Annotated in this window: 32 protein-coding genes; 21 read left to right on the forward strand and 11 right to left on the reverse strand. The window is 34.0% G+C overall.

Annotation, left to right across the window (positions count from 1 at the left end; translation table 11 throughout):
* The first annotated feature begins 6 nt into the window (after window positions 1-6).
* Both AAGU22_RS13570 and AAGU22_RS13575 read left to right on the forward strand, forming a co-directional pair.
* Window positions 7-459 carry a hypothetical protein gene (locus tag AAGU22_RS13570; RefSeq protein ID WP_458719643.1) on the forward strand — a complete coding sequence of 151 codons (453 nt, stop codon included), beginning with the start codon at window positions 7-9 and terminating at the stop codon, window positions 457-459.
* 204 nt (window positions 460-663) lie between these two features.
* Window positions 664-1212 carry a hypothetical protein gene (locus tag AAGU22_RS13575; protein ID WP_458719644.1) on the forward strand — a complete coding sequence of 183 codons (549 nt, stop codon included), beginning with the start codon at window positions 664-666 and terminating at the stop codon, window positions 1210-1212.
* A gap of 163 nt (window positions 1213-1375) precedes the next feature.
* Here the strand turns inward: AAGU22_RS13575 and AAGU22_RS13580 are convergent, their stop codons facing one another.
* Window positions 1376-1531, reverse strand: a complete 156-nt coding sequence (locus tag AAGU22_RS13580) for a hypothetical protein (RefSeq protein ID WP_458719645.1) — start codon at window positions 1529-1531, stop codon at window positions 1376-1378.
* Between the two features lie 284 nt (window positions 1532-1815).
* Here AAGU22_RS13580 and AAGU22_RS13585 point away from each other — a divergent pair, with 284 nt between their 5' ends.
* The 3 genes from AAGU22_RS13585 to AAGU22_RS13595 all read left to right on the forward strand — a co-directional run bounded on the left by AAGU22_RS13585 (window position 1816) and on the right by AAGU22_RS13595 (window position 4728).
* Window positions 1816-1938, forward strand: a complete 123-nt coding sequence (locus tag AAGU22_RS13585) for a hypothetical protein (protein ID WP_458719646.1) — start codon at window positions 1816-1818, stop codon at window positions 1936-1938.
* A gap of 697 nt (window positions 1939-2635) precedes the next feature.
* Window positions 2636-3127: a hypothetical protein gene (locus AAGU22_RS13590; protein ID WP_458719647.1), complete on the forward strand. Its 492-nt coding sequence runs from the start codon at window positions 2636-2638 to the stop codon at window positions 3125-3127.
* Between the two features lie 251 nt (window positions 3128-3378).
* Complete coding sequence (locus AAGU22_RS13595; protein ID WP_458719648.1) at window positions 3379-4728, forward strand: Glu/Leu/Phe/Val family dehydrogenase; 1350 nt, start codon at window positions 3379-3381, stop codon at window positions 4726-4728.
* A 206-nt stretch (window positions 4729-4934) separates the two neighbouring features.
* Here the strand turns inward: AAGU22_RS13595 and AAGU22_RS13600 are convergent, their stop codons facing one another.
* A complete protein-coding gene (locus AAGU22_RS13600) occupies window positions 4935-5333 on the reverse strand; it encodes a DUF1428 family protein (RefSeq protein WP_458719649.1) in 399 nt (132 codons plus the stop codon).
* A gap of 104 nt (window positions 5334-5437) precedes the next feature.
* Here AAGU22_RS13600 and AAGU22_RS13605 point away from each other — a divergent pair, with 104 nt between their 5' ends.
* The 3 genes from AAGU22_RS13605 to AAGU22_RS13615 all read left to right on the forward strand — a co-directional run bounded on the left by AAGU22_RS13605 (window position 5438) and on the right by AAGU22_RS13615 (window position 7620).
* Window positions 5438-5737, forward strand: coding sequence for a winged helix-turn-helix domain-containing protein (locus tag AAGU22_RS13605; RefSeq protein ID WP_458719650.1), 300 nt, complete (start codon window positions 5438-5440; stop codon window positions 5735-5737).
* Window positions 5738-5739: 2 nt separating this feature from the next.
* Window positions 5740-6360: an MEDS domain-containing protein gene (locus AAGU22_RS13610; RefSeq protein ID WP_458719651.1), complete on the forward strand. Its 621-nt coding sequence runs from the start codon at window positions 5740-5742 to the stop codon at window positions 6358-6360.
* Window positions 6361-6789: 429 nt separating this feature from the next.
* On the forward strand, window positions 6790-7620 hold the full coding sequence (locus tag AAGU22_RS13615; RefSeq protein ID WP_458719652.1) for a hypothetical protein: 831 nt from the start codon (window positions 6790-6792) through the stop codon (window positions 7618-7620).
* A 261-nt stretch (window positions 7621-7881) separates the two neighbouring features.
* Here AAGU22_RS13615 and AAGU22_RS13620 read toward each other — a convergent pair whose 3' ends face one another.
* Together AAGU22_RS13620 and AAGU22_RS13625 are read right to left on the reverse strand one after the other, a co-directional pair.
* Complete coding sequence (locus AAGU22_RS13620) at window positions 7882-8070, reverse strand: YybH family protein (RefSeq protein WP_458719653.1); 189 nt, start codon at window positions 8068-8070, stop codon at window positions 7882-7884.
* 33 nt (window positions 8071-8103) lie between these two features.
* Window positions 8104-8319 carry a hypothetical protein gene (locus AAGU22_RS13625; RefSeq protein WP_458719654.1) on the reverse strand — a complete coding sequence of 72 codons (216 nt, stop codon included), beginning with the start codon at window positions 8317-8319 and terminating at the stop codon, window positions 8104-8106.
* 986 nt (window positions 8320-9305) lie between these two features.
* Here AAGU22_RS13625 and AAGU22_RS13630 point away from each other — a divergent pair.
* On the forward strand, window positions 9306-9632 hold the full coding sequence (locus tag AAGU22_RS13630; protein WP_458719655.1) for a hypothetical protein: 327 nt from the start codon (window positions 9306-9308) through the stop codon (window positions 9630-9632).
* Here AAGU22_RS13630 and AAGU22_RS13635 read toward each other — a convergent pair.
* Window positions 9616-9900, reverse strand: a complete 285-nt coding sequence (locus AAGU22_RS13635) for a DUF6895 family protein (protein ID WP_458721789.1) — start codon at window positions 9898-9900, stop codon at window positions 9616-9618. The two genes, AAGU22_RS13630 and AAGU22_RS13635, sit on opposite strands and share 17 nt — an antisense overlap.
* Window positions 9901-9965: 65 nt before the next feature.
* Between AAGU22_RS13635 and AAGU22_RS13640 the strand changes: the two genes are divergently transcribed.
* Together AAGU22_RS13640 and AAGU22_RS13645 are read left to right on the forward strand one after the other, a co-directional pair.
* Window positions 9966-10184, forward strand: coding sequence for a hypothetical protein (locus tag AAGU22_RS13640; RefSeq protein ID WP_458719656.1), 219 nt, complete (start codon window positions 9966-9968; stop codon window positions 10182-10184).
* A 614-nt stretch (window positions 10185-10798) separates the two neighbouring features.
* A complete protein-coding gene (locus AAGU22_RS13645; RefSeq protein WP_458719657.1) occupies window positions 10799-11395 on the forward strand; it encodes a dihydrofolate reductase family protein in 597 nt (198 codons plus the stop codon).
* Window positions 11396-11632: 237 nt separating this feature from the next.
* On the opposite strand, the gene AAGU22_RS13650 is transcribed toward AAGU22_RS13645, so the two are convergent.
* Complete coding sequence (locus AAGU22_RS13650; RefSeq protein ID WP_458719658.1) at window positions 11633-12034, reverse strand: DUF1428 family protein; 402 nt, start codon at window positions 12032-12034, stop codon at window positions 11633-11635.
* A gap of 162 nt (window positions 12035-12196) precedes the next feature.
* On the opposite strand from AAGU22_RS13650, the gene AAGU22_RS13655 reads away from it, so the two are divergent.
* Together AAGU22_RS13655 and AAGU22_RS13660 are read left to right on the forward strand one after the other, a co-directional pair.
* Window positions 12197-12502: a hypothetical protein gene (locus tag AAGU22_RS13655; protein WP_458719600.1), complete on the forward strand. Its 306-nt coding sequence runs from the start codon at window positions 12197-12199 to the stop codon at window positions 12500-12502.
* A gap of 19 nt (window positions 12503-12521) precedes the next feature.
* Window positions 12522-12818, forward strand: coding sequence for a hypothetical protein (locus tag AAGU22_RS13660; protein WP_458719659.1), 297 nt, complete (start codon window positions 12522-12524; stop codon window positions 12816-12818).
* 333 nt (window positions 12819-13151) lie between these two features.
* Here AAGU22_RS13660 and AAGU22_RS13665 read toward each other — a convergent pair whose 3' ends face one another.
* Both AAGU22_RS13665 and AAGU22_RS13670 read right to left on the reverse strand, forming a co-directional pair.
* Window positions 13152-13910 (reverse strand): cysteine hydrolase family protein, encoded by a 759-nt coding sequence (locus AAGU22_RS13665; protein ID WP_458719660.1) that lies wholly within the window; start codon window positions 13908-13910, stop codon window positions 13152-13154.
* Window positions 13911-14250: 340 nt separating this feature from the next.
* Window positions 14251-15705, reverse strand: coding sequence for an amidohydrolase family protein (locus AAGU22_RS13670; protein WP_458719661.1), 1455 nt, complete (start codon window positions 15703-15705; stop codon window positions 14251-14253).
* 814 nt (window positions 15706-16519) lie between these two features.
* Between AAGU22_RS13670 and AAGU22_RS13675 the strand changes: the two genes are divergently transcribed.
* Window positions 16520-16648 (forward strand): hypothetical protein, encoded by a 129-nt coding sequence (locus AAGU22_RS13675; protein ID WP_458719662.1) that lies wholly within the window; start codon window positions 16520-16522, stop codon window positions 16646-16648.
* A 314-nt stretch (window positions 16649-16962) separates the two neighbouring features.
* On the opposite strand, the gene AAGU22_RS13680 is transcribed toward AAGU22_RS13675, so the two are convergent.
* Window positions 16963-17685, reverse strand: coding sequence for a CbtA family protein (locus AAGU22_RS13680; RefSeq protein ID WP_458719663.1), 723 nt, complete (start codon window positions 17683-17685; stop codon window positions 16963-16965).
* Between the two features lie 44 nt (window positions 17686-17729).
* A complete protein-coding gene (locus tag AAGU22_RS13685) occupies window positions 17730-17948 on the reverse strand; it encodes a CbtB domain-containing protein (RefSeq protein WP_458719664.1) in 219 nt (72 codons plus the stop codon).
* A gap of 317 nt (window positions 17949-18265) precedes the next feature.
* Between AAGU22_RS13685 and AAGU22_RS13690 the strand changes: the two genes are divergently transcribed.
* From AAGU22_RS13690 to AAGU22_RS13700, 3 genes are all read left to right on the forward strand, one after another.
* A complete protein-coding gene (locus AAGU22_RS13690) occupies window positions 18266-18922 on the forward strand; it encodes a DUF4443 domain-containing protein (RefSeq protein ID WP_458719665.1) in 657 nt (218 codons plus the stop codon).
* A 209-nt stretch (window positions 18923-19131) separates the two neighbouring features.
* A complete protein-coding gene (locus AAGU22_RS13695; RefSeq protein WP_458719666.1) occupies window positions 19132-19545 on the forward strand; it encodes a ChuX/HutX family heme-like substrate-binding protein in 414 nt (137 codons plus the stop codon).
* Window positions 19546-20023: 478 nt separating this feature from the next.
* A complete protein-coding gene (locus tag AAGU22_RS13700; protein WP_458719667.1) occupies window positions 20024-21073 on the forward strand; it encodes a zinc-binding dehydrogenase in 1050 nt (349 codons plus the stop codon).
* Between the two features lie 127 nt (window positions 21074-21200).
* Here the strand turns inward: AAGU22_RS13700 and AAGU22_RS13705 are convergent, their stop codons facing one another.
* On the reverse strand, window positions 21201-22613 hold the full coding sequence (locus AAGU22_RS13705) for a carotenoid oxygenase family protein (RefSeq protein WP_458719668.1): 1413 nt from the start codon (window positions 22611-22613) through the stop codon (window positions 21201-21203).
* Between the two features lie 163 nt (window positions 22614-22776).
* Between AAGU22_RS13705 and AAGU22_RS13710 the strand changes: the two genes are divergently transcribed.
* The 4 genes from AAGU22_RS13710 to AAGU22_RS13725 all read left to right on the forward strand — a co-directional run bounded on the left by AAGU22_RS13710 (window position 22777) and on the right by AAGU22_RS13725 (window position 24257).
* Window positions 22777-23049, forward strand: coding sequence for a hypothetical protein (locus AAGU22_RS13710; RefSeq protein ID WP_458719669.1), 273 nt, complete (start codon window positions 22777-22779; stop codon window positions 23047-23049).
* A gap of 50 nt (window positions 23050-23099) precedes the next feature.
* Window positions 23100-23603 carry a hypothetical protein gene (locus AAGU22_RS13715; RefSeq protein ID WP_458719670.1) on the forward strand — a complete coding sequence of 168 codons (504 nt, stop codon included), beginning with the start codon at window positions 23100-23102 and terminating at the stop codon, window positions 23601-23603.
* 249 nt (window positions 23604-23852) lie between these two features.
* On the forward strand, window positions 23853-24005 hold the full coding sequence (locus tag AAGU22_RS13720) for a hypothetical protein (RefSeq protein ID WP_458719671.1): 153 nt from the start codon (window positions 23853-23855) through the stop codon (window positions 24003-24005).
* A gap of 3 nt (window positions 24006-24008) precedes the next feature.
* Window positions 24009-24257, forward strand: a complete 249-nt coding sequence (locus AAGU22_RS13725; protein ID WP_458721790.1) for a TMEM175 family protein — start codon at window positions 24009-24011, stop codon at window positions 24255-24257.
* Window positions 24258-24437: the final 180 nt, after the last annotated feature.

The raw sequence follows: 24437 nt of genomic DNA on the forward strand, positions 1-24437 counted from the left end.
AAAGGTATGAATAAAACAAATATTCACAACCAAAACAAAATCAAAAACAAAAACAGCAAAATCTTTGTCGCATCAATTGCAATAGTGGTAGCATTAACCCTATTTGTCAGTCCAATACTCAATGTAGATGATGCTTTAGCCACACACAACAAGAAAAATAAAGCAAAACAGTCCATAGACCAATCACAATCGTCAAACCAAAATGCTGGATGTGTATCAGGTGGAACAACCTTTCTATCATGCAACAACCTTAGTTTCCAACACCAAAAGAACAGTGGAAACAACGCATTAGCACAAGGTGGACAGGATGGAAACTCTGCAGAACAAAGCATCAGCCAATCTCAATCCTCCAGCCAAAACAGCCAAGTAGTATCAGGTGCAGATACAATAGGTTCTGGTAACAACATCAACTTTCAAAACCAAGAAAACTCTGGTAGCAACGCAGCAGCACAGAGCTAAAATTAATTTTTTACATTTTTATTCCTTCTTCCAGTTTATTTAATGATTAAACAATCTATCAGTAATTGCATTTTAGAGCCCTACTTCCATTAGGAACTTTTTACATAGTTGTGATCTTTTGGTTTGTGATTTACACATAATTAAATATAGGATAACGTGGCCTTATTTGATGCTTTTATATTTATGATTGATATTTAGAGGAGCATGAATAAGACTCTGTTAACATACACAATGATGCTCTTTGGACTTGGTCTTTCCATGATATACTATGATCAAGTTGCAGTTGGCCAAAATCTTGATATTGATGATAATACTGGACCATTTAGCTTTTTAAAAACAGGAACAAACTCTCTTAATATTTCAGAACCAATATATCAAACCATCATTGGAAATTTCATAGATACAAAAGAGCTTTCCAATACTCCTACACTTGTAACAGAGGAATCATTCCTCGAAGAGGCGATTATGAAAGACATAGGTAATGTAACAAACAGGATGACCTTTATCAATACATATGATGCTCAATCGGCTGCAATACAGGGAAGAGGCAACGGAACGATTGAAACCAAGGATGGTCAAAGCATAGGATGGATATCTTTGGACGTTGGAATCCTCAGCGAAAAAGGTCCTGTCTTTCATGGAATAATTCTATTTAATGACACCAATAGTGAAAAACTATCATTTCTAAATGGTAAATTAGGAATATATAAAGATGCTCCGGAAATCCATAGAACTATTTGGTTGTTGGACTAGCTATCACCTAATAATTTTTACTACTCTATCATGATATCGAGTCCTCTTGATATGGAACCCTACTACCACAAGGAACTCAATCCCCACATATGAGAACTGTTCCTAAAAACTTATACAACTTCTTGAATCAAAAGAGAAAGTTTGTTTGTTTCTATTTGTAGAATTATTCTTTTTTATCCTCTTCCTTTTCTAAGATTTCCTTTTTGATTGATTTGAATATTTTTTTATCCTTTTCTTCTGGGGTATTTTCAGATATTCCTACTAAATTTGATTCCTCAAACGCAAATTCATTTTCTCCGCTGTCATTAACCGATGACATATCAGGAACTTTTATACAAAAAGGATATAACTATCTATGTCTGAGTTTTCTTGAACTTCAGAAGTCATCACTTTATTGAGATTCTATTCAACCTTGAATCGTATCTCCACATGTCCGACAAGTAATTGAGTTTAGCAGACGGAATGGAATGAGTAAATTATAAACGTATACGAAAACATCCAAACCCGTTGTGAGTAAATCAAGGTTATCCATTTCACAGTGGTGCATAAAGCCTTGCATCTTTGTTCTTATAATTATATAAGCGATGTTTTCTAACTCATTGTATGTGCTGTGATTACGAAATACCACTAGAAGAAGAAGAACAGGAAAAAACGATAGAAAAAGAAAAGAAAATAATCCAACCACACTTAGAAATCAGAAAGACAGAAGAACCCATAGCAGCCTAAATTTTTCTGTTTTTATGTATATGATGCGATAATACATTAGTATTATGCTATAGAACCTAACCACCACTGGGAACTTAATCCCAACCAATGAGGACTGATATTAATATAGCATATAGTCCATCATATGATGATATTTATTATGTAAAATATAAAAATCTGTATCCTCATATGTCGTTAATATTTAATCGTCTTTGAACATTTCAATTTCCATAGCCTGTAGCGTTTTCCCCATTATTACTACATCAATAACCTGCAAACTCTTCCACCTAGATTATTTCTTTTGTAATTTTTAATATTTTCAGCATAATGATTGCTTAGCTTTCATCGTGCTAGGAGGACTGAAATTGTAGATTATTGAATTGTTAAATAAAACAGTCTGGAGATTCAAAGATCATTGCTTTATATACCTTCCATACTCTCCTATCCAACCATTTCTATTATCTGATGAGTTCTCTTCATATTTGTCTTCACTAACGGTATGAACTCTTGGTTTTTGTTTAAGGTTGTCCCATCCTCAAACTCTTTTTGAAAAGGATACTATAAGGTTACTACCTCATTACCAATAATAAATTAAATGTTTTATTCATGCTAATTAGACACAAACTAGTATTTACTTTAAGAAAAATTAGTCATATCAAATTTAAGCTTTGTCGTCACATTAAATGAGTCAACTTGGGTGTAGGGAGGTATTAGTGTTTTGTCAGATCGATTTAATACTGATAGTAATCTAGATGTTCATACTAACGATAGAGCGAAGACTAAATCCTTAAAAGCATTTGATTGGATAAAAGCAGCAAAAATAATAAAAGAAAACAGCATTCAAAATGCAAGCATGGGATTAGGTGTTACTTTAGATGATACTATCTCCATATTACAAAATGGAAAACCAATAAAAATTACTGACAATATGTTTTTGTCCAGTGACTCTAATCCTGTCCTGATAAACAATGATACTGGAGAAATAGTGAATTGTTTCTTTAACATCAATGAGCAAGATATGGAATACAACAATCTCTATATTCCAAGTTCAACGGAAGTAACAAAGTTATCAGGATGGTCGAAATCAGCACTCGCTATTATTAAAGAGGCGTTTTATTATAAAAATATCCCGGAAAACAAATTTTCACAGGTTTATTTGCTATGCTCACTTTTCTACTTCTGGAGGATATTAGAGTGTGGGTGTCTTTAACAATTTTCAATGCTCATGGATAAATCCATAAGTATCTCGACCATTATCATTTACCTATTTGATCAGGACTGACCAGTTGTTTGATTATGTTTATTTTTTATGTATAGAAGTTATGGATCAGTGTATTAGAACCCACTACCACAAGGAACTTAATCCCCACGGGCACGCGATAAATTTGACTAAATTCTCTAACTCGATATCCGTACCTACATAACATGATTATAACATATCATAAATAATAGAAATCTGAAATGGTTAACCCAGATTCATATTCGTCGCACTCAAATTTAGGATCTAGTATGGAGCAATACCCAGTGGAGAATTCCGGATGGTCCGAAATAGACGAATGGGGGCCCGAAAAAGTATTGCAGGTATATGATCCTGACACTGGTATGAAAGGTGTTTTGGTTATCGACAATACCTCTACTGGTCCTGGCAAAGGAGGAATAAGGTTTGCGGAAAGTGTTACCCCTATGGAGGTATTTAAGCTTGCAAGAACAATGACCTGGAAATGCGCATCGGCGGGACTACCATTTGGTGGTGCTAAAGGAGGAATTATAGCAAACCCAGGTAAAGTAAACCAAGTAGAATGGATTAAATCCTTTGCCAAAATGATAAAACCTTATTGCCCCTCCCAATATATTGCAGCTACTGACGTTGGTACAACCGAATTGGATATGGCAGTATTTGCACATGAGATCGGAGATATGCGAGCATGTACTGGTAAGCCGCAAGAACTTGGAGGAATTCCTCACGAACTGGGAACAACTGGATACGGTGTGAGTGTAGCACTAAGAACCACAATTGATTTTTTAAAAGAATCCAAACGTAAAGGATTAAAACCTTCCAGGCCCTTTATAGATCTCACAAACAGTTTAGATACAAAAAACAATAATATCAAAGTAGTTATTCAGGGATTTGGTAATGTGGGTTCATTTACTGCAAAATTTCTAAATGATTTAAATATAAAAGTTATAGGCGTTAGCGATGTCTCGGGATTTGTATTTGATGATAATGGTTTGGATATTCCGCAATTAATGAGAGATATGAAAGACAAGTCCAAGTTAAGTGATCTGTTAGATAATCAACAACAACAGCAGCAACATCTTTATAATATTTTGGATAAAGATGAAATTTTTAACGTAGATTCAGATGTTTTTATTCCTGCAGCACTGACCGGTGTTATCAACGATAAGACTGCATCCAAGTTATTAGAACATAATGTGAAGATCATTATAGAGGGGGCAAATATTCCTACTACTCCATCAGCTGATCAATATTTAGTGAATAATAATATTTTAATCATTCCGGATTTTCTTGCAAATTCTGGCGGTGTAATCGGATCATTTGTTGAGTATCAAGGTCGAACAGAAAAAGAAGCCTTTGATCTAATTGAATATAAAATTGCAAATAATGTTAAAAGGGCACTTTACAACTCAGTACAATTAACAGACCAGGAAGGTGATAATTCACAACTTAATGTTAGAAAGGTTGCGATGGAAACAGCAAAACAAATAGTATATAGAGCAATGTTATTAAGAAAGGGTGCAATTAGTGTCGCAAGAGAAGCCTATGCAAGAAAAGAGCGAGTTAATTTTTAGGTAAATTAAATTGTTGTTACTGATACAAGTAGATGAACAAAATTGTGATTTAAATCAATTCGATATATTCAATAAAATTTATCAAAAAATTTAGTTGGTGTTTTATTGTAATCGGGATCTTTGGAGATTCGATTGACAGAAAGCATCGGCTAGAAGAAATAAAAATACTCAAGTGAAAAAATTATGATTTCTCTATCTGATTTACTTTACAATTGTCTGTCAAATTCTCCGGTTATTACTTTTGAATCAGGGGAAAGAAGCCTTGTCCATTCTTCATAACCTTGTTGACATTCCTTATCGTTCGACATTTTTGCACAAAGTTCATCTCTATGTTTCTTATCTTTATACGACATAATGGTTATCCATACATCTTCATCTGTACTAGCTGAAACTGATTTAGAAATGTTTTCGAATCCTTCCCAACTAGTATTTACTGCAAGTCGAAATAACTCATAATGTATTTCCTCTTTATCAAACATTTCAGATGACTTTTTTTCAAGTGCTGTTAATGCTTCGTAATTCCTTTTTGGTGATCGTGCGATCATAAATTCTGTATAACTATAGTTCTTGTTATTACCTTGTTGATTGTTCATATTATGCTTCAAAATTACTCTACATTGAATAAATAAAAAGGATAACTCCCCAAGGGGAGGTTTATTAATAAGGAAAAAAGTTGTTAATTAATCTGCCAAAACCAAAGCGAAATAAAATGGAATTATATTATGATATACTCAAAGGTATTTTAGATGAGCTAGTTGACAATGAGAGTGGTTATGGTAATAGTAAAGTAAAACCCACACGAGTACAACTTAGGAGCAATCTTGCATACGATAAACTTGCCAAGTATCTTAATGAATTAGAGAGCAATAAGATGATAATAAAGGATCCACTTCAAATAACTCCAAAAGGAAGAGATTTTTTAAAGGATTTTGACCGAATTGCTTCCTTTTTGATAGAAATGGGTATAAGATACTTTGATTCATCGAAAGTAGTGGGGTTGAGAAATTAACAATGGGTATGCATGATGATAACGATGGTGAAATTTATCACCCACTGACATTTGTTGACCAATTAGAAAAAAACAAACATATAGTGTTATTATATGATGACCAAAAATATGCCTTTTGGATAATAGCTAGGTATTTTCTAAATGGTCTTAATAAGGGTGAATCATGTATTTTCTTTACTTCAGATAATCCAGATGAAATAGAAAATAGATTAAACAAGGAAGGTATTGATGTAAGATATTATAAAAATAATAACTTGTTACGTATCTATACCATTGAAAGATCGGATTATAATAAACGGGATACTTTAAGCGTGCTTAAGCATATAAGAAAAGATGCCACCATAGGAATGAAGCCCCCATTTAGATTTGCAGGAAGAACAATAACAGATACAGAAACAAAGGAAGGAATGAAACTAGGCATTGTTTTGGAAAAAGTTGGGCATGAAAATTTTGACAGTTTTAATAATTCACAAATGTGTTTTTATGATATCTCTAAAATAGAAAAATCGATGAGACCAAGATGGATCCACGATCTTTTGAAAGCTCATCACTGTGTTATCTACGCATCAGAACCTAATAAAGCAGTAGCATTTAATACTAATCTACTTGAGGATGAAGATTAATAATAAAATATAGGACTGAAGTACCACATTCAACCTTTTTTGAATTCTTTATTGGATAAAATTGAATAAGTTTTCTATAAAATATTATTTTTGTATTTGTCCCGTCGAGTATTGCCAGAGTTCAAATCCCTCTGCCTTGTTGTGAGAAAAAGACAATACAAAAACTAAACGACATAGATCTTAAATAATCTACCGTAGTTTTCAAAAAGCTTAAATCATTTATCCTCATACCGGCGCCTAGAATCCCATTTAAAATACCGATATCAGTACTAATCCCCACGAATGAATACTACAATTACTTATCCGAGTATTGACATGATTAAGTTCAAAAATAAGAATTACGCTTGTATTTAAGATATTCTTAAATATTTAATTATTTCATACATTCCGATGTTAAAAGATATCCTTGTTTCACGGAAGATTTATTTCATGTCTTATTATGTTATATTTATTTTCTTTGGAGTTTTTGTGACAGGCTTCACAGTATTCAATGCGGATAATACACTCTCCTTTGCAAGACATGATACAATGGATTCTATTTATCAGGTAAAACTAGGAGAATCTTATGAACCAAAAATTTTGTCTATTAATTATCAAGTTGAACCAGCATTTTCTAAAATTTCAAGTGTCAATCCTACTACTAATAGCGGCAGTAACAGCAGTATTAGTACATTTAGGGACAACTCAGAATTTAGACAAGACATTAGTGGAAAATATACAAATCCTAATTATGGTATAACAGAATTTGAAATCCCCACCGGCTGGTTTGCAACAGAAAGTATGAATGGCGATAATGGTATTATCCTTACTATGCTTCCCGGAACAACTGAAGAATTTTTCACAAAGTTAAATTCTCTGTCTAACAATGAGACACTGCCTGTAATGAATCTTGTTGTACAAGATAAGGAAGATCTGAGAGAACGACAAATGTCATCTTCTTTGTCTGCTGCTGGGCCATCAAATCTTTCCACGGAGTGTACAGAATTGACCTCCAATTCGACCACTATGATAAACGATAAACAGTTTCAAATTTCAACAATGAAATGCTCAACAGCGGATAAAACATCTATAGCAGATGGTATTGACTTTGGTCATGAAGAAATAACAAAGGCTTACAGATATGATGCACCTACTACAATGTATGTACTACAATTGGTATTATCTAGTGACTATTCATCAAATCAAATAGTAAATGATACATACTTATCTAAATTCCAACCAGTCATAGATGATGCAATTCAAACATTAAAAATAGGATGATAGCCAAAGATTCTGATTTGGTTATTTTTCATTAATTTTACAATATTGCTTGTCTGGATTCTATTCACCATTGAATCGTATCCCTACGGATGAGAACTGTTACTGATAATCTTACTAATTATTAAATTACGAAGACTGGATCTGGATGATAGAAGTAAAACAAGAAATTAATTCTAGGACCTACCATATAGCAAATCATTATTTAGCTTCTATTAATGAGCAAATAACCGAACCAATTGTTCTAAAAAGTTATAGCTCTTATTAGTCAGTTCCCCAAGGATTATCTATTACAAATTTCCATGTTCCATCACCTTGTTGACGTAGCACATCTGCAGATTTGGCCACCATATTAACGGAATTACCATCAGCTCCAGTTCCGCTAAATGACCATTCCGTAGTTACTAGAGCAAGATCACTTGCTTGAAGTACTCTCTTAACCTTTAGATCCAATTTACCTTTCAAGTCAATGAAATTACGTAGACATTAGCGTATGGATTCTTGATCCTTTGCAAGCTGTCCTGGCTGGGTTGCAAAACATGCCCCAGCCTCATAGAGTGTCATGAGGGAATCCATATTTCCTGTGTTTATACCTTCAACTACTGAACTCAATACTTCTTCAGGTGTCATTCTTTTAGACATAAAGGGATTTTTGTAATATCTTACTTTAAGTTTATCATAAAAAAGGAGATAGTCAAACACCTAAACTTGTTCACCATTTTCAATTCCTGTATAGAATATTGATGTTATATTAGAACCCTATTACCACAAGAAACTTAATCCCCAGCGGCCCGCGATAATTTGACCATAATTTGGGATTCAGTTTTGATAAGACTGAAATATTACCGTGTTTAACATCCTTTAATAAAATGTAAAAATGTTTGCGCACATCATTGACCCATAACGATCAAAAACAATCCAAATTGTGATTTCCTTGCAGTGTTAGCCATGATTTCATCTATCACAATTAGAGAGAACATGTGATTAAACTGATGACTTATTTCATAAACAACTCAGATAATGGAACCCCTTAATCGATTACCTATTGTATTGTAAAACGTAAAGATCTAACACAAACTGATTGAGGTTAGCTTAGGTGGTTGTATGGATGCGCAACGACAAGCAATAAATAATTCCAACTTTCTGAATGAAAGGGACATAGGTAAAGCCGTATCTGACTAGACATGTGATTACAGTAATAAACACGATGCAAACAAAACAAGATTAATCAGTTTACATGGAGAAATTATCTTTGCGTTTCCATGACTGTTACCAGGGCCGCTAAAAATGATTAGATATATAACTCTTCATATTTGAAAAGTGAACGTTCTGCTTATGAAGTCTTCTGTAAACTAAATTCTTGAAAATAAATTTAGATCCGGTTACCTCGAAATGTTTCTGCCCTAAAAGATCGAAAGTACAGGGATCAAACCTATGAAATTTGAAGAGTTTGCGCTTTTCGCCTAAGAAAATTATGGGGGTCATGAAACTGCAGGACACAAACCTAACCTCAATTTTAATAAGCGGTTACCTAACCCACCTATAAGTTAGAAAGCAACTAGCAAATATCGGTGTCTGAAAAAGTTTATCGCTGTTAATATAACCTTATATGATATAATCCATTTTCACAGTTCAATGAATAAGAATATTTATGACAGAAAAATGGAGTATATAAAGGAGGTAATATTATGGTGGAAGTAGTAGAGCTTTCCATTACCCCGACTAGAGGGTATCCCGGGGTCTACAAGGTGGACATCAGCGGTTCCGGCTTCGTGCCAAATCAGACGGTGTATTGGCGATTACGTGGCGAGGACCCCGGGTCTGAAGATTTTATCAGTGCTCCTAGTGGCGGAGGCGTCGTCGGCCCAGATGGGACGTTCTTCTTCACTGATAGCGCTACCGGCGCGAACTTGAACGAGGACTGGGGGGGCCAAGACGAGGTCTTTGCCGATGTATACTATACTTATGTTGGCGGGTCTCACCACAAGTCCAACACGATCAAACGCAACTTCTGAATTCCGATTGCTGCAGCAATGACTGAGTTAAGCATGCTGCAGTGCCCGAAATCAGCGCGCTTGGGAAGGAGTTAAGCTCAGACAAATAATGAGGAATCCATCTATTAAGATGTGTTACAACATTGGAATCTTTCAGAGAACTAAATCCGAAATCAGACAAATGAAATACTTCATGCGTAACTGCATATGCAATTTCCCCCCATACAACCCATGTCTTTGGACATTCCTTAACAGTTGTGTAAAAAATGGCGTATATGTTTGTGTAAATTTATAGTGTTTGTTTAGACAGCATATCGTAACATCTTTAGCTTTCTATTTTGAATTATCTTTATTATGAGTGATATTTTCCTCATGTTGATTTCTGATAATGAAATAAACAAGTTGTATGGTATGATGCAAATTGGGAATGAAGAATCTAGTTATCGTTTCAAGATCATTCTGTTTAAGAATAAAGAATATACAGTTCCTGAGATAAGGATGGCTATCAATCATCACTATGTCGACATAAGAAAATGGATACATCGATTCAATGAACATGGTGTCGAGGACTAGTATCAAGAATATACAAGTACAGGTCAATCAAGGTAACGACAGGGATTGAGAAAGGATTGTAGAGATACCACCCAAAATCCAAGAGAAGGTTATGCTCTACCTTTCTCAAAGTGATATTTAAGGGTGCTAGCAGGGTACATATCCAAGGAACTTAACCTTGGATATATTGACAATTTTTAATTGGTGAGATGGAGCAATTAACTCTATTACTTTTATCGGATCTGATTTTGTACTGGTGTAATAGAATCTCATTGCCACAAAGGACAATCCCCACGGATATATTCAATCCGAGACAAAATATTCAGAAATTAACTAAAATCATACTGCTTTCTTTTTAACTACCTGGAGACTACAAATCTAATGCATTTCATAGTTTCAAAGTATTGACATTGAACATGAGAAATCAGAAACCATAATGCAACATTATGCAATGAAAATTAGGGAACAGTATACATTTCTAATATACTTTTGATCCCTTGTATACTTATTAGGTATTTGTGTGCTCTATTCCTCATGGCTAATCCTAATTTTCAAGAATATCTTTTTGAGTCAATGAAATTAGTCAGAAGGAAGAAGCAGGATTTTTTAGATCCGAATTGCAGGGGAGAGAATAGATGAGTGATAACAAAAAGGCAATCAGAAAATTAAAACTACATGTAGGGATGTCCATTGATGGTTGTATTGCAGGACCCAATAATGAAATGGACTGGATAGACTTTACTTGGAATGAAAAACTGAGAGAATATGAAGACAAGTTACACGAACCAGTTGATACCATTCTTCTGGGAAGGAAAATGACTAATGAATTTATTTCCTATTGGTCTAATGTGATGAACAAACCTGAAGACCTCGAATATACATTTGCTAAAAAAATGATGGAAACACCAAAAATTGTTTTTACTAAGACACTTAATAAATCAGAGTGGCCAAATACTGAAATTGCAACAGGTGATCTCAAAGATGAAATTACAAAGTTAAAGAATCAAGAAGGTGGTGGTGATATCATAGTCTATGGTGGTGCCTCATTTGATTCTTCTTTGATTAAAGAAAACTTGATTGATGAATATTATTTGTTTGTCAATCCTGTTGCAATTGGGAATGGAAAGACCATATTTAAGGACCTAAAAGAGATTCGTAAATTAAACCTTATTGAATCCATAACGTTTGACTCTGGAACAGTTTTGCTTCACTATGAGGTAAAGAAAAACTAAAAGTAAGGTGTATCAATAAATGAATGGAAAAGTCAGTTGGTTATTTTTTTATATTATTCCATTTATCCCACTGTCACATAAAGATATCCAGATGGGCTATCTTCTAGCGTATTCATTCTTCAAAACTTGATCCACTTTCTATCTTGTTTTATACCATTATCTTCATAGTAACTGGTTTGGATTATTTATTTGCAAAAAAATATGATTATTAATTAGATAAAATCATTATTAGACTATTCAAGATATTTCTTCCGATTTACTAAAGTCTCCAAACACTATTGGTCCAGGCGTAATGAGTTTCATAGATTCATCATACAATTCGGCCGCCCTTTTATCGTCTTCCAAAGCCTTCATAACCTCCTGAACATGATTTGTATCTCTGTAGAATTGTATTTCTAACCATACATCCTCGTCATCATTGGCAGAAATGGTTTTTGACAAATTTACAAAGCCCATCATATCCTCTCTTGCATTCAACCTATACCCATATTTTGACACGCCGTGTTTCTTGAAAAAAATATCAGTTTGTTTGCCAATCTTTATTAATGCATCATGATTCTTCTTTGGGGCACGGATGAAAAAAATTTTGAGAACACCACCGGAATCTTTTTGGTTTGCAAAGTTGTCCGAACCACTCATATGAATTGATAGAATATGGTATTATAAAAATAACAAAGGGATCAATAGTATACCAGCGTTAGATAATTATTCGGATAAGTCAGTTTAAAAATAGTTTTTGATTTAATTTGGCCCTGTTAACTTAACGATAAATCTTTAGCTTAAAGACGCTCTATTTCTGTTATGTTAAGTAAAAGAAATAAAACATCTTCAGAGCATATTTACTATGGTCTGTATTTGTACTTTCTAGGCTTATCGCTTAGAAATACTGCCAAGGCATTGTCCTTTTTACATATTATCAATAGAAGTCACGTTGCAATTTGGAATTGGATTCAAAGGTATAAACCTCGAAAGGTTTCAACAAGAAGAACAAAAATATCAGAATACCTCATTGATGAGACATTAATAAAAGTCGGCTCAGAATACTCCTGGTTATGGGCAGCAATCGAACCAGAAAATAGGCAAATTCTCGCACTCTTTCTTAGCTAATAAATCCAAGGAGAGGAACATGCTTATCGCAGAGAGATTTATTTCAGGTCTGATCAAGATTCACGGAAAACATGTCGTATCAACAGACGGTGGAACCTGGTACCCAATGGCTTGTAGATTCCTAAAACTAAAACACCATTTTCATTCCTCATTAGAGATAAGCCTGATTGAAAGAACTATGCAGTACATCAAGGATCGAACTGAAGGATTTGACGATTACTTTCCATGTAGTAAAGAGAAGTGTAAACTAGATCATGTCAAAAACTGGTTGAATCTATTTGTAAAAATACACAACAAGGAGGTGCCAAACGCCTAAGTTAACAGCGCCTTTAATTTGGTATAATATTTTATAATGAGTCTAGATGAAGGAGAACCAAAGTCCAATCAAAATAATGCCATTAAACCTTTTGGAAAGTTTTTGGAGCCTTCGATATCATTCCAAGATATTACTGAGATCAAATAATAGCTTTTCTTGATACGAAAATTAAGAATTCTCAAATAGACCCAGACCTTTGATGCCTACATATAATAGAGAAATATAATAGAGAAATCTAGTTGTCCTAACTTGGTAGTAAACAAGTAAACCGACTCGAACTGAAACCAGACCATTCGATTTTGTATTTCAACCGGCTAATCCTAATGACTTATTCTAAAGGTTAACTTGTTCAGCAGGAAATTTCCTAGGGTCTAGTAAATTAAATTCCTCTAAAAAGGCTTCGGCTTGTTCTTCTGACTCCATAAAGGCTTTAGCTTCACCTTTTCGCATCCGGTCTAGTTTCCCGATCATTTCTTTAAATTTCTCAGCATTCATTACTAATCCATAGTAATCTTTTACTCTTTCCAGAGTTGTTTCATAATGTCTCTTGTCTCCAGACGCAGTAGCATCAGATATTATTGACACATCGTAACCTAAGTTAAATCCTTCCCTTAGTGAAGTCTCTACACAAATAGAAGTATCAATTCCAGTAAATACCAACAAATTAATGCCCTGACTCTGAAGCATAATTCGGAATACTGTATCTAGAAAAGCAGAATCCCTTCGTTTTAGAATTACAGGATCTTTCTCTTTAGGTTTTAGTTCATCGATTGTTAATCCATCCCAAGTACCTCTAATACATATGGGTACTTTCAATCTCTCCTGTCTTGATTTGGGTAAGATGTTATGGACGTTTGTAAGAATATCAATGCCACTAGCTTCCTTTACTGCTTCGGTGTAAAAAACAGGAATACCCATACTCCTGCAGAATTCAATTAAATCCTTAATCTTTGGAATAATCTCTCTATACAGAGAGGTATTCATACCAATTTTATCATACGATCCTCCCTTTGACACGAAACCATTCTGCATATCTACAACTATCAATGCAGGTGCCACGGTACGGCCTGAAGGCAAATTGACTTTAAACAATTTTTCATTCTCATTACTAATCCGCTAAAGATAAACATTTAATTACAGACATGCTGGGGTATGGTTGATTCTTGTTCTTGTTCTTGTTGGTCATATCCCTAGTATACATTGAATATTCATATATTGTCAGCACCTTCTGTCTAGATTATAACCATTGAGACCGGATTATGTTTTGTGATAGCAAAACACAAGCGAATACAGTGCTCCGCAGGTATCACATATCACATCTTAACATTATTCGTCGCGTCTATGTGGATGGATCTTGATATTTAACTCAGACTATTAAGGATTCATCCACACATTTTATCTAGAATAAGACAAATAATTTTCTAGAGGGTGTTTACTTTGATAATAAACTGCTTCTATTAACAATTTTACCGTTGTTGATTACCATTTCAATATTTTTTGTGTTACTAATATTTTCAACTGGATTTGATAAAAGCACTATTAGATCGGCCTCTTTTCCCTTCTCAATCGTTCCTGTATAATTTGATATTCCCAAGGCTTCTGCACCATTTTTGGTTGCTATCTGAAGAATATTTGACGTAGGGATTCCTGCATTTGCAAGCAATTCCAGTTCATGATGAAGGCTTTTTCCCGGAACAAGGTCAAAGTTTGGAATATCAGTGCCGCTCAAAAGCTTTACTCCATTATAGTACATTTTTTTTGTTAGCTGCAAGACTTTGGGCCATATTTGTTGACCATTAGCTGGATCAACCTTTACCATTGATTCATAAACACTCAATGTAGGATCGACATATACATTATTCTTTACTAGGGCCTCTATCATTTCATTTATTTCTTTACTGTTAACCTCTACTAGTTCTAGCCAAAGGAAATGATCAAAAGGACCATCACCATATTTCATAAAAGTTTCCCTATTCTGAGATGATAATAAGTACGGGCTTACAGGTACACCATGAGTTAAGTAATCAATTTTGTCATCAGCTGCCTCTGTCCAACTGGTTAGAAATAGATGGCCAATTACTTTGAGCCCTAGAGAGTGAGCTTTATCTATTGCCTCCTTCACTAAATCAGGTGTCAGACCCACATACAATTTGATAAAATCAACTCCTGCTTTTGCCTGATTGTGAATCTCTTCATCAACTTCTGATACTGAATTAACTTTCTTTTCTACAAAAGGTATTGAAATATTGGGTGAATTTAATAATCTTCCAGCCGTAAATATTTGAGGTCCTAACGCGCTTTCAGAGGACACATTATTTTTCAAACCCGCAGATAGCTCTGTCGGACCACCGGGATTCCTGATGGTTGTAATTCCAAAAGCCAAAAGCTTCTGCAGAGCCTCATCCGAGTATGTTTGGTTGAAAGAGTTTTTCATAATCCCAGCTACATGTGCATGCATATCAAATAAACCTGGGATAACGTATTTACCGGAAAGGTCGATTAGAACAGAATTGGGATAATTTTTATAAAAATAATATTTGTCAGGACTATCTTTATCGATTACTTCTAAAATCTTATTTCCACTTGTGATTATTGTGGAGTTTGATCTTAATTTAGAGTTACCATCTACAATATTAGTATTGTATAAAATCACTAGGTCATGTGAGTAGTTTGTATCATTTTGCGTGAATTTTGCTTTATTTGACTGTAGAGGTGGCGGTTCTAGTGAGGATGCTTTTATTAAATTATCTGCATTGGAGGAACTGATTGTTTCTGCTTTCACAAAATTAAAAACATTAAAAATGCTATAGCCAAGGGAAAAAATTAATATGATGGTTATTGAGTTTGTTAATTTCATTTTATCGAGATTTTTCACAACTTTTAACAATTATAATAAATCAGCACTCCGATTATAATGATTGATTTCTAGTTATTATGGATGTCTTATTTTATAATTGGTGTTGATTGTTTTTTATCTTTTTTATATTAATTGCTTAAATAAATGGTTATATGCAAATGATGAATTTTTAGTGACTCTGAATTCATGTATTGGGGTTTACAACCTGTTCATAGTATTCTATCTAATAAAGTAGGAAGAAAAATTCTCATATTTCCTGGAATGTTCGTTCAAAATATAGGAATTTAGATAATATACTATATAAAAAGATTTCAATGATTGGATATTAGTAATGTCCTACTAGGGATAGGAACAGCTTTAGTTTACTCGACCTAGCTTGTTGCAATTAATGATATCACCAATCTAAGCTGGTGAACAATATCGTTAGATGTTTGAAGGTTTTAGAGAGATATGTGATTCGTTCTTGGGTAATTGGAATAAGACAAATCTCTGATTTATTTATTGTGTTTGTTGTAATTCAGGCAGCTGCACAAACAGATAGATTTGACTTCTGGTATCGTTGATATACTTTTAATGAAAGAAAACCAAAACACGATGCTTTTGCCAATTTTCGCTATCTACAAGATCAACATTTGTATTAGAATCCTACTATCACAAGGAACTTAATTCCCACGGGTCACCTGCTACGATGACCATTTCTAAATAATCTAATTAATATTGATTAGACATATATCCACGAATAAATTGATTTAGCCGTTTTGTCTACCATCTCAAACCCCTATTGCACAAACTGAATTGTCGAATCCATTCAGCAATAGTGCCTTAATTAAATTAGATTTAACTAATGAAAGACTTAACAGAGCCATTTGATTATAAAATAAGTATGGAAACCGATCAAGATTTAGAGGAATTAAAAGAAGAACATGAACAAGAGGAGGAAGAAATAAGAGATAAATTAGAAGAGGAAGAATAGGAACAACGGATTAGAGTTCTTACCAAAAAATGAAAAAAACATTCCTTGGAAAACAATGACATCGCAAATATCTCAAGGTACATTATTAGTTAATAATCTTTATATTTTTCATTATTCTATATACTCTTAGAATCCTATTTAGAATATTCACTGATAAATAATTTTTACATAATTAACTAACTAGTTGAAATTCAAGATCAAGTTATACTCAAATACATCCGGATCATTCATTTCAAGTTGTAATTGATACTGGTATATGATTAAAAATACTGTGACCGGTTAATGCTATTGACAGTGAGGAAAAAAGGCTGTTGTTAGGCAGTTATTCTGGCTGTTTCATGGGGTTTAAATTTATTCCACATAATTCCAAATATAGCACCTAGAACTAAATAGAACATAACCATTGTACCAAAAGTAACGGCTCTAAATGCGTTGACTAAATCCATTGGTGCAGTTATTTCATCAGGATTTGCTGGAAATACGGCATAAATAAAAGCAACTAAGCCCAAGTAAATTATGGGAATTACATACTTAATGTAACTGATTTTACGTAACTTATATATGAGAATACTGGCGCCCAAAGCGATTAATCCTGATGCCAGTTGATAGCTAGTATACAAACTATCCCTTAATCCAATAGTCTCTGGATCGCCGACAGCAGGTGGGTTTGTAGGATATTTGATGAAAGGAACGATATATAATGATAAACACATTATGGCTGCTAAAATGAGTGCTTTTTTCCTATCATCCGAAGAAGGCAAATACTTTCTCGATATTACATAAACGATTCCTAAAATCGCACCATATGTTAACCCTAAGAATGCTCCTGCAGCAAAAGTTCCTTCCTTTTGCCACACCCTGTAAGTACTTAATTCATCAAAATCAACTACTTCACCAGATGCGATGCTGTTATCCACCTCAATTCCTATCGCTTGATCTATGAATGGCTCTGCAACAAAATAATTAACGCCTGCTAAAATTACTCCAGCTATAACACCTGACAAAATAGATACAAAAATAAATGTTAAAGATTTCATGTTCTATAATCTAATTCACATGTGAGGATATAAAATGACAAATATTAATGGCATGGAAATCCCGCTGCATGTCTTATATCATGAGTAAATTCATGAAGCCATATTGTGTCATATGCTTCATTTCCTTGTACCAAACTAAATAATTGGCCTTGATCATATCCGACTATGTAAACACTAAAAATTGCGATAATGGCTAAAACTGCGATTGAAACCTTTGGAATTCCATCTTTTTCTACAACCCTTTGATCATGATGTAGACTCACACTGCATTTACCATTTTCGAGATATATAAAGTATTGTATGGTTTATCCAACATCTTGTGTTTAGGACTATATGGGAAGTCGGAGAAAATAAAGTAACAATGGAATCTACAGATCTGAATTTTTTTTAATGGTTCAATACTATGTGTTTTATTAGATAAAATTTTAGATCAAGATTATGAAGATTTATTGACTCAGTAATTTGGAGTCTAACTATTCAGAATCTGATCTTGACATTAATTACTGCATCAATCATGAGAAACAGATAAAAAAAGAGATAAAATTAAATTTGTAAGATACTAACTTATAATGTGCATCTTGTGGTCAATACCCTAAAAGCCATATCTAGCAGATACGCACCTAGTAGAATTCTTTCTTTCAACTCTGCTCATGTATTCAAGACACTACAATTATTAAAAAGGGACGGGCACGTTAGTAGACTTTTACTGATTAATGAGTTGGGTCTAGGAGAAGGTTCCATAAAGACTTTGATAAAGCATCTTAAAATGGAAAAATTAATTCTTACAACTCAAAAGGGAACTATGATGACTGAAAGGGGGGAAAAGATATTTGAAGAGATGTCACAATATATTTGCTCTGAAACACAAGTGCCCAAAAGCTCGATATCTATTGCTGAATATAATCATGCCATTCTTTTAAGAAAAATGAAATTTGCTATTAAGCAAGGCGTTGAGCAAAGGGATGCAGCAATTAAAGTGGGGGCAAAAGGAGCTACAACACTTTTGTATAATAATGGGAAATTTCTTATCCCGGGTTCTAAATTTAATGCTCTAAAAGAAGAAAAAGCTATGGAAAAGCTGTTAAAAGATAATCTAAAGCCCATAGAAAACGATATCATCGTGATTGGAAGCGATGACAATAACTACATAACAGCCGAGCTTGCATCAAAATCAGCTGCACTTCAGACGCTCGAAAATCATGAAGATCATAAGGGATTAGAATTTATCATTAGATAGTTCAAAACATAATAATAAATAATAATAAAACAGGAATAAGCAAGATATAATATTCACATAAGCAAATTAAATGTCAATTATGATCAATAAGTAATGAAATAAATTGGAAACATAGTGTCGGGCCTGTTCTTTCTTAGTGTGTATACCCCTAGAACATATCCCGATCAATATTACCAATTCTTATTAATGTGACCTTTTTTAAAACTTATATGAATAATCTAGTGAAAACTACTTTCGAAGAATTAGTAAAAGATGTAATTTTACTTGATGACGTTATGTTATCGATAAGAAGTGATGGTGCAATAGCAGAGGTCAAACTGGAAAAAAATACACCTTTTCGAATTAAGGAACAATGGGCCACTATAGGAGATGAAAAGGGGGCATGGCATATTCACGTTAATATTCAAGAAACAAAGGAAGCCAAGTTCATCATAGAATCAAGCGAAGATGGTAGAAGAAGGTATAGCATTAGATTCTTTAATTCTGGAAATAGATTAATCTTGCGTGTGAATTTCATGAAAATGTATACTGCAGAAAATGAGGTAATTAAGGAAAGCTTAACAAGATATGAAAATTTATTCTCAAAATATGGGAAAAAAGAAACAATAGTGTTACAATCCTGATGTTACTAAAGGCGATCATTACAAAATGGTCCAAAGAATAAACTATTACTCATAGTCGCCATCTAGCTAGAGATAAGGTCGATTTTTTTATAATTAGAAATCAAATATTGATAGCTTTAATTAGGTGGTAACATATTAATCCTAGAAAACGAATTTGTTGTTTTATCGATTTCTAAAACGAACTATAAAATCATATGTTATAAATCTATCAAAAATCACATATGATGAACTTTTTTGATTCTTTCTAAGTCAAAGTTTGTGAATATTAAAAAAATCCAAAATTAATATGAATAATGGTAGATTACTCCCAGAAATTGATATATAGGAAAAAGAGAAAATTCCAAAAAGTTATGGCAAAATCAATAAATTCTACAACATAAAACAACAAGGTATATCTTGAACCTTTATTTTTTGATATAGTTGTGAAAAGATTTTTCTATTCCTTTGACACCCATTCAATAGAAATGGAGGCAATTAAATGAAGGCAGCAGTTTTTCGCGAGCATGATAAAGACCCCGAGAAGGTTGTAAAAATAGAGGATATTGAAGTCCCAAAATTAAAACCTGATGAAGTCTTGATAAAAGTTGAAGCAACTTCATACAATTATAATGATTTGTGGGCTATTTGGGGGAGACCAATTAAAGTTCCAATGCCCCATATTTCGGGGACAGATATTTCGGGTACAGTGGTGGAATTAGGCGAACAAGTCACCTCGCTTGCAAAGGGTGATAGGGTGGTATCTCATGGCAACCTAAGTTGCAGGATTTGTAGCATGTGTACATCAGGTAGAGAATATGATTGTGAAAAAAGACTAGTTTGGGGTTTTCAAACAGGTCCACTATGGGGAGGATATTGTCAATATGCTCATCTACCAGAAGTCAATATAGCAAAAATAAACGACAACATATCATTCGAGGACGCAGCGGCGATCTCGATGGTAGGAATGACTTCATGGCACATGCTAGTTGATAGAGCCAGAATTAAACCGGGGCAGACAGTTTTGATAATGGGTGGAACAAGTGGCGTTGGAATGGTGGGCATTCAAATTGCAAAATTATACGATTGCACTGTCATTGCAAGTGCAGGCAACCAACAGAAAATGGACAAATGCTTAGAACTTGGCGCTGATTTTGTTGTGAACCACAGACAAGAAGACTGGTACAAGAGAGTAAGAGACGTCACTCAAAAAAAGGGAGTCGATATTGTGTTTGAACACATAGGTAAAACCGTGTTTCCACAAGAGGTATCTCTTTTAAAAATGGGAGGGACATTGGTATCTACAGGGGCTACCACTGGATACGATTCTACAATAGATCTGAGGTATCTTTTCTTTAGAGGAATAAACATAGTGGGTGCAACGCAAGGTACTAAAGCAGAGCTCGAGGAGGTTTTGTTTTGGACTTCAAAGAAAAAAATTAAACCATTGATAAACGCTGTGCTGCCCTTTAATGAAATGGTAAAAGGACACGTGATGATGGCTAAGGGAGATCAAATAGGTAAAACTATCACGACGCCACAAAAACTTTAAATTTAAATGAAGTATCAATTCATTAGAAAAAATTAAAGTAATCAAAAATATGGTGAGTGAGGAGTTAGTAACACAAACGTATGACCACTCCACCAGTTGTATTATTTATTATTGATCCTCTGATTCCTCAAGTATGTCCATAATACTGACCGTGAATTCCAAATGGAATATGATGCGGTACTAATGCTCTTGCAATTTCTTTAAATGATTTTGAATCTAGAATTAGTAAGAAGGATTGACCACTATTTGGATCAAGTACGACCGACAAAATAACCCCGTCATCTTCCCTTTTGGCACCAAGTCGAGGGACAAAAACTGGTTCTCCGGGTTGACAATTCTGTTCACTCCAACTAACAAAGTCTCCAGTTTGAACATTAATCTTGACCAATCGGTTTGTAAAACTGGTAACTGAGGACATCCCTACAGCGTATAAAAAGTCATAATTCTTCATGTTAAGATGATTATTTATCCTTGGTAACTCTAATCCCTCATGCATTATCTTGTATCCCACAGAGCCGTTGTCTAGACTTATCGTAAAACGACGATATTGACTAACAGGAATATCCATAGGCTCGTTTCCTCTTAATATATCAAGATAGAGAGAATTTATGATACTATTATCCTCATACGTTATCATATCAATGACTATATTATTATCTACTTCAAATGCGTTTATATGATGAAATGCAAAGAAAGGTTCACAGGAGTAGATCCCAACTACCTTTCCATCTAGTCTATTAATCAATGTAATTTTTGTTCCATGTCCTGGTCTCCATTTAAAATTTTCAATGAATGGTCTGCCTGATAGAAGCAAATCAAGGGAATTAACTACAAGTGGAAACTCTACAAGAATTATATAATGTTCAGTTAGACCAAAACTATGCATGTATGAAGGTGTTTTGACTTCAATAGATGTTATCAAATTGCGAGTCTTTCCAGCTGTGATGCGATATACATTATATTTGCTATTACGAGAAAAATGTGTAAGATAGTTGAATGATTCGTTGGTATTTTGATCGTAGTGGGGATGAGCAGTAGTAAGACTCCCTAATAGTTTGTCATCATATCTCAATACCCCAATCGTATCAAGGGTTTCAGGATCGTACTCTATTGGGATTGGAGTTTCTGTCATAGCTATAAATTTATTATCAACTTTTGATATGTTTACGTTTGTATTATCTGTAGTATCAAATGAGAACACTGAAGAGACCCTGCTAAATATCGAACGGCAAGGATCGGTTGCAAATTCACGAAATGATATTTTTCCATTTTCTTTTGTCTTGATAAAAGCATTACTCTTAATGAATTTGTTAGTATATGATACTTTTCCCGCATTGAAGGAAAATTTGTGAAGCATAGCCAATCCATCAAACCAATGCTTTAAAGATTGTTCATCCAAGTCAAATTTGGCAGGTCCATTTCTAATAAGAGATCCTGACAGCCATTCAGGGATTTTGCCCTGCACGGGTAGATCATCGAGCATAATTTCTTCCTCTAAATCGGTAAATCCTAATTGTGACATGTTCTTTACAGCATTCATTTCTAATCGCGATCCTCATTTGTTATCAATATATGTGACTTCGCTTCCATTGGGTTTAGAAACTGTAAGAAATTCTCCCCATGATTTATTGAAGACTGGTATTTGTTATAATTTTTTTTTACTTTTTTTCCATACCTAACTATTGGAATTTGTACTAGATTAGATGTTTTCAACGGCATCGTTTAATATCAATGAATGTATTGATAGATTCGAAATGCAGCAACTAGCTGATCTTTTGTTCATTCTTGCAAGTGTGGACAGACTAACCCTGCTTTCTGAAATAGATATAAATAAACAGAGACTTTCGCAAATTACTTCCAAAATTTCTGCAACCCCACAAGAGACTTCTAAGCATCTCATGAGATTGCGTAATGCAGAAATAGTAGAAAAGGACCCAGAGGTTTTTTTAACCTTACAGCGTTTGGTAAAACCATAATAAGATTACTACCGGGGCTAAAATTTGCAAGTAACAATCGAGAATATTTTTTGTCCAATGATTTATCACTTCTTCCACTAGAGTTCAATGAACGACTTGGCGAGTTATATGATTCAGAATTTACAGACAGAGTAGGACCTCTTTTATCGTATATACAACAAACAGTAACCGAAGCGGAAGAATACATTTGGTTAATGGCAGACCACCCCATCGGAGGTGATGAATACGTGGGTGGCAAAAAACTAGATACTAGTAACGTAAAATGGAGGGTAATCATTCCAAGAGGAACCGATTTCGATGAAATAATTCTTCGTTACCGGTCACTACCGACAAAATACAAAGGAAGAATTGAATATGTACTGATCGCAGATTCAAAAGATATTAAGGCGGGTATTGTGTTAAATGAAAAAAGAGCTGGAGTAACTTTTCCAGATATGTCAGGAAAATTGGACTTTAATATCGGGTTTAGGAGTAACGATCCGTTATTTCATAAATGGTGCTTGGATCTTTTTAATTCTTACTGGAACAAGGCAACAAGAAAAATAGTTGTATAGTTAAGATGGATTAAATCGATCAGATTCCTACTCACCTCATACTTATTTAGTTGGTTCATTCGCATAAAACAGAAATAAACCATCACACATTAGATCGGTAGCTGATAAGATGCCTGATCTTGGCTGCTAGAGACAAGAATTGAAAAGATATTGACATTCAATGGACTATTGAGATACTTTTTTACTAAATAACTAAATTGAGTGATCATATTATTTTTATTTGAAGTTAACTATCAAGTGCAGATAATAATGGTTATGCTCAACAATGTTAGACTAGATCACGTAACATCCTTTGGAGACGCTGTATTTGCTTTTTCAATTACTTTCATAGCAATTTCCGTTCAAATACCGGCTTTGCCAGATAAACTCTCTGAACTTGAAGTTGTAAACAGGATGTTTTAGCTTATCCCTCAATTTGAAATGTATTTCACAAGTTTTGTTGTTATAGGAATTTTTTGGATAAAATGTCATTTGATTTTCAATAAGATAAAAGGTTCGCAAAGTGTGATATTGTGGCTTAACCTTATCCTATTGTTCTTTGTTACTTTGATATCATTTGGAACTTCACTGAGATTTGAAAATCAATATATATCAACTTTTGTCCTTATCGCACTCATCTTGACTGCTACTAGTAGTTTGCTTTCACTAATATAGATTCATGCAATCAGATACAATTTATTGATAGACGATAATATGACAAACCGTCAGAAAAAATCATACATAATTCAAGGAATTATCCCCACTCTAATATTTGCTAGTTCCATTGGAATTGCTTTTATAAATTTGCAGCTTGCACATTATATGTGGATTCTGATTATTCCATCACAGATATTT

The sequence above is a fragment of the Candidatus Nitrosocosmicus sp. R genome, assembly GCF_054408505.1.

Coding starts and splice junctions, on each gene's coding strand:
- AAGU22_RS13615 (WP_458719652.1), top strand. CDS start 6,790: ATGTCTTATTATGTTATATTTATTTTCTTTGGAGTTTTTGTGACAGGC.
- AAGU22_RS13650 (WP_458719658.1), bottom strand. CDS start 12,034: ATGAGTGGTTCGGACAACTTTGCAAACCAAAAAGATTCCGGTGGTGTT.
- AAGU22_RS13585 (WP_458719646.1), top strand. CDS start 1,816: ATGTGCTGTGATTACGAAATACCACTAGAAGAAGAAGAACAGGAAAAA.
- AAGU22_RS13680 (WP_458719663.1), bottom strand. CDS start 17,685: ATGAAATCTTTAACATTTATTTTTGTATCTATTTTGTCAGGTGTTATA.
- AAGU22_RS13660 (WP_458719659.1), top strand. CDS start 12,522: ATGCTTATCGCAGAGAGATTTATTTCAGGTCTGATCAAGATTCACGGA.
- AAGU22_RS13580 (WP_458719645.1), bottom strand. CDS start 1,531: ATGTCATCGGTTAATGACAGCGGAGAAAATGAATTTGCGTTTGAGGAA.
- AAGU22_RS13695 (WP_458719666.1), top strand. CDS start 19,132: ATGAATAATCTAGTGAAAACTACTTTCGAAGAATTAGTAAAAGATGTA.
- AAGU22_RS13645 (WP_458719657.1), top strand. CDS start 10,799: ATGAGTGATAACAAAAAGGCAATCAGAAAATTAAAACTACATGTAGGG.
- AAGU22_RS13605 (WP_458719650.1), top strand. CDS start 5,438: ATGGAATTATATTATGATATACTCAAAGGTATTTTAGATGAGCTAGTT.
- AAGU22_RS13655 (WP_458719600.1), top strand. CDS start 12,197: ATGTTAAGTAAAAGAAATAAAACATCTTCAGAGCATATTTACTATGGT.
- AAGU22_RS13595 (WP_458719648.1), top strand. CDS start 3,379: ATGGTTAACCCAGATTCATATTCGTCGCACTCAAATTTAGGATCTAGT.
- AAGU22_RS13570 (WP_458719643.1), top strand. CDS start 7: ATGAATAAAACAAATATTCACAACCAAAACAAAATCAAAAACAAAAAC.
- AAGU22_RS13700 (WP_458719667.1), top strand. CDS start 20,024: ATGAAGGCAGCAGTTTTTCGCGAGCATGATAAAGACCCCGAGAAGGTT.
- AAGU22_RS13610 (WP_458719651.1), top strand. CDS start 5,740: ATGGGTATGCATGATGATAACGATGGTGAAATTTATCACCCACTGACA.
- AAGU22_RS13575 (WP_458719644.1), top strand. CDS start 664: ATGAATAAGACTCTGTTAACATACACAATGATGCTCTTTGGACTTGGT.
- AAGU22_RS13720 (WP_458719671.1), top strand. CDS start 23,853: ATGGTTATGCTCAACAATGTTAGACTAGATCACGTAACATCCTTTGGA.
- AAGU22_RS13630 (WP_458719655.1), top strand. CDS start 9,306: ATGGTGGAAGTAGTAGAGCTTTCCATTACCCCGACTAGAGGGTATCCC.
- AAGU22_RS13640 (WP_458719656.1), top strand. CDS start 9,966: ATGAGTGATATTTTCCTCATGTTGATTTCTGATAATGAAATAAACAAG.
- AAGU22_RS13705 (WP_458719668.1), bottom strand. CDS start 22,613: ATGAATGCTGTAAAGAACATGTCACAATTAGGATTTACCGATTTAGAG.
- AAGU22_RS13710 (WP_458719669.1), top strand. CDS start 22,777: ATGTTTTCAACGGCATCGTTTAATATCAATGAATGTATTGATAGATTC.
- AAGU22_RS13675 (WP_458719662.1), top strand. CDS start 16,520: ATGAAAGACTTAACAGAGCCATTTGATTATAAAATAAGTATGGAAACC.